Origin of the sequence: Zhongshania sp., from assembly GCF_041623545.1 — a bacterium.
Lineage (GTDB): Bacteria > Pseudomonadota > Gammaproteobacteria > Pseudomonadales > Spongiibacteraceae > Spongiibacter.
This window is the reverse complement of sequence record NZ_JBFJWS010000355.1, coordinates 1-3,087: the sequence shown is the minus strand read 5'-3', so window position 1 is coordinate 3,087 and position 3,087 is coordinate 1. Positions and strand designations below refer to the sequence as shown.

The following is a 3,087-nucleotide window of genomic DNA, read 5'->3' as shown; positions in this document are numbered from 1 at the left end:
CACTTACACCCCCAAACGCTGCGTCGGCGCTTGGCACATGAGGGCACCAGCTTCAATGAAGTGAAAACCCAATGTCGCCAAGACAGCGCACTGTACTATTTGGGCAAATCCAATCTATCCATTGAACAAATTGCCCAGCGCACTGGCTTCTCAGAAGCCAGTGCCTTCACGCGCGCGTTTAAAACCTGGACTGGGATGTCACCACAAAAATACCGCCAACACCTTTAAGCCAGTGCGAATCCAGCTAGGCAGCATCAAAGCTGATTATGTTTTTATTCGCCAGATGCCGCACCAGCACCTTGCGACCGATCAACTCTGTGTCACCAGCCATGATAGCCAAGCTGCGCTCGTCACCGTCGCCAGTATTCGCTAAAAAGCGCCGCCCATCCTCGAAACGGCCAACCACTATCCCCAGTGTCGGTACGCCACGGCTATAAACTAAGGTATAGGTTTCAATACTAGCGATACCTTCGGCCTGTTCTACCACCGTTACCGTGGGCAAAGCGTCCAATGTTGCCTGCAAGTCCGGAGCAGCGTTGTGGCAGGGCTTCGCTGGCGCCTGCGCAGAATAAATGCCGACCGATTGTTTGGAGAGGAAACCACCATTAGCCGTTATCAGGCCATAATCATCAGGCTTGCTGCGCAAAGCATCTGTTAAGCTGGCAATAGCATGCGTGCTGTAACTGTTCCCCGGTCCGCCAAAGAATGGCAGGCCACCAGTGACTGTCAGGGGTTTATCAGTGGTCCAATCCAGCCCCATTGCCTCACAGGCCGCTAACACCGCAATCGGGAAGCAGCTGTAAATATCCATAACATTAATTTCTGCAATTGATTTGCCAACACTATTGAGCACGGCGTTTAAACTCAAACGCATCGTCTCTGACACCGCTAAATCCGCCCGTTCTGACACCCAGCGATCATCAACATCGGCATAACTGTGCAAGTACACCCACTGCGACTCGGGAATACCCAATTCAATTGCCTTATCAACGGAACACATTAGCAACGCCGCGCCTTGATTCACGGCGTCTTGGGCAACCATCCACTTGGTATAAGGCCGCGCGACCCAGTAGTTTTCCGCCGAAACTTCATTGAGAAAACGTTCACTCCGAGTGATTGGGAATTGGGAATACGGGTTAGTCGCCGCCACTTCAGAAAATTTCGCAAATAAACTTGAAGCCAATTTGCGATGAGCGGCCTCTGACAAACCATGCCTCGCCCGCCAAGCGTTCTCAAACAATGGGTACACTTGGGTAGGAAAGGTAATTCCGTGGTTCACTTCATAGTCAGTAAAAAGTAAATGGCAACCTCGGTCGTCCAGTTGGCCCTCGACATGCTCACTCCAATCCAAGGTCAAACCACTTTTCATTGCCTGTTTCATGATGCCGGTCGCTTCGGCACCGGCGATCAAGCCAAGCGACATCTCACCCGCGGCAATTTTCTCGGCAAATTCATTGACGAAACGCTGGGGCGAATGCCCCCCTTCGCGACCGTAAATCGCGGTACGGGGATTAGCACCTATGCGATTAGCTAGGGATCTGGGGATATTATTGCTGGCGCCGAAGGGACCGGCACCGCCCGGTATAGAGTCGATAAAACCACGGATATAGGCAATCGTATCAATGTGACTCGCAAGTGGTTCACGCGCTTTAGCTGAGTCAAATGCCGCGTTTACTGCTTTCGCAGCAATGTCGACCGGAGCCAGCGCGTTATCCGCGGTAAGCACATCGCGAAAAACATACTGGCCAGATGCAACTAGGATGGGTGTTGTATTTGCCACTGAGCAACCTCGATATCAATGTTTGTTATTTATTAAGTGTAACGCTCTCGCCAAGCATTTGTATTGGCGATTCCAGTCACGAGTACTGGCAAAAGAGTCAAGCCAGAAACTTTTGGCTCGCTATTAAAGCGATTGTACTAAGTGCCCGCCATCAACAGGTAGCGCCACCCCGTTAAGAAAGGAGCCAGCATCGCTGGCCAGTAACAATAAGGGCATATTTAACTCGTGTAATTGACCAAGCCGACGCGGCTGCATTCGGTTCACATATTGGCGGCCCTTCTCCGAATGGAAAAACTCAGCATTCAGCTCTGTCTCAAAATAGCCAGGGCAAAGGGCGTTAACCCGAATATTATTACGCCATAGTTCCTGAGCAGAATTTTTCGTTAGTTGCACTACGCCCGCCTTTGCGGTCGCGTAAAGGCTATTATTAGCGCCCGGTTGCAAGCCGAGTATCGAAGCAATATTAACAATACTGCCGGGGACTCCTGCTTTTATCATTCGGGCAGAAGCTTCTCGTGACACCCGCCACACCGCCCGCAAATTGGTGTCAACGACAAAGTCCCACTGCTCTTCCGTACTGTCGACAAAACGGCTTGGTTCAGCCACACCCGCGTTATTTACCACGATGCTAATCGCACCCAGCGCCGCTTGCGCTTGATCAAAACCTGCGGTGACAGAGGCCTTGTCATTAACGTCCATTGCGACCGCCAATGCTTGGCCACCCTCTGCCACAATATCGCCGACGAGTACCTGTAATCTATCGACTCGCCGCGCCGTAGCCACCACCGTAGCCCCGGCCTGAGCCAGAACCTTGGCAAAATGCGCACCCAGCCCACTAGACGCGCCAGTAACCAAGGCAACCCGGCCAGTCAAATCGATACTTTTCGCTAAAAGCTCATTCATTTTCACAACCCTATTTGCTCTTGTCACTCACCACGCTCAATCAGTGCTACACCCAGTTCAGCCAAAGGAGCGGCTAGCGCGCCATAGTCCATCGCCTTTTGACTAGACGCATTACCGTCGAGAGCACGCTTGTACACGCCTTGCAAAATTGCGCTGAGGCGAAAGAAGGCAAACGCCAGATAGAATACCCAGTGATCAATACCCTCTATCCCTCGCCGCTCACAATATCGGCGTACATAATCCTGTTCCGATGGAATACCCAGTGCCGTGCGGTCAATCCCACCAAGCCCCGGAATAGCGGCATCACTCGGAATTCGCAATTGCATACACTGATAGGCTAAGTCCGCATAAGGATGGCCTAAGGTGGATAATTCCCAATCAAGCAAGGCCAATACCGTAGGCGT

At 51.9% G+C, this 3,087-nt stretch carries 3 protein-coding genes and 1 pseudogene; 1 reads left to right on the top strand and 3 read right to left on the bottom strand.

From position 1 onward, the window contains the following. Window positions 1–228: helix-turn-helix transcriptional regulator (locus ABYT30_RS17775; RefSeq protein ID WP_373097823.1), on the top strand; the 228-nt coding region annotated here is incomplete at its 5' end. Window positions 229–244: 16 nt separating this feature from the next. Here ABYT30_RS17775 and ABYT30_RS17770 read toward each other — a convergent pair. From ABYT30_RS17770 to ABYT30_RS17760, 3 genes and pseudogenes are all read right to left on the bottom strand, one after another. Continuing rightward, the gene (locus ABYT30_RS17770) at window positions 245–1,780 is read right to left on the bottom strand and encodes a hypothetical protein (protein WP_373097822.1); all 1,536 of its coding nucleotides are present in this window, start codon (window positions 1,778–1,780) and stop codon (window positions 245–247) included. Between the two features lie 123 nt (window positions 1,781–1,903). Further along, on the bottom strand, window positions 1,904–2,683 hold the full coding sequence (locus ABYT30_RS17765) for an SDR family NAD(P)-dependent oxidoreductase (RefSeq protein WP_373078381.1): 780 nt from the start codon (window positions 2,681–2,683) through the stop codon (window positions 1,904–1,906). A gap of 23 nt (window positions 2,684–2,706) precedes the next feature. Further along, window positions 2,707–3,087 (bottom strand): annotated as a pseudogene (locus ABYT30_RS17760) (phosphotransferase family protein); the annotation flags it as partial.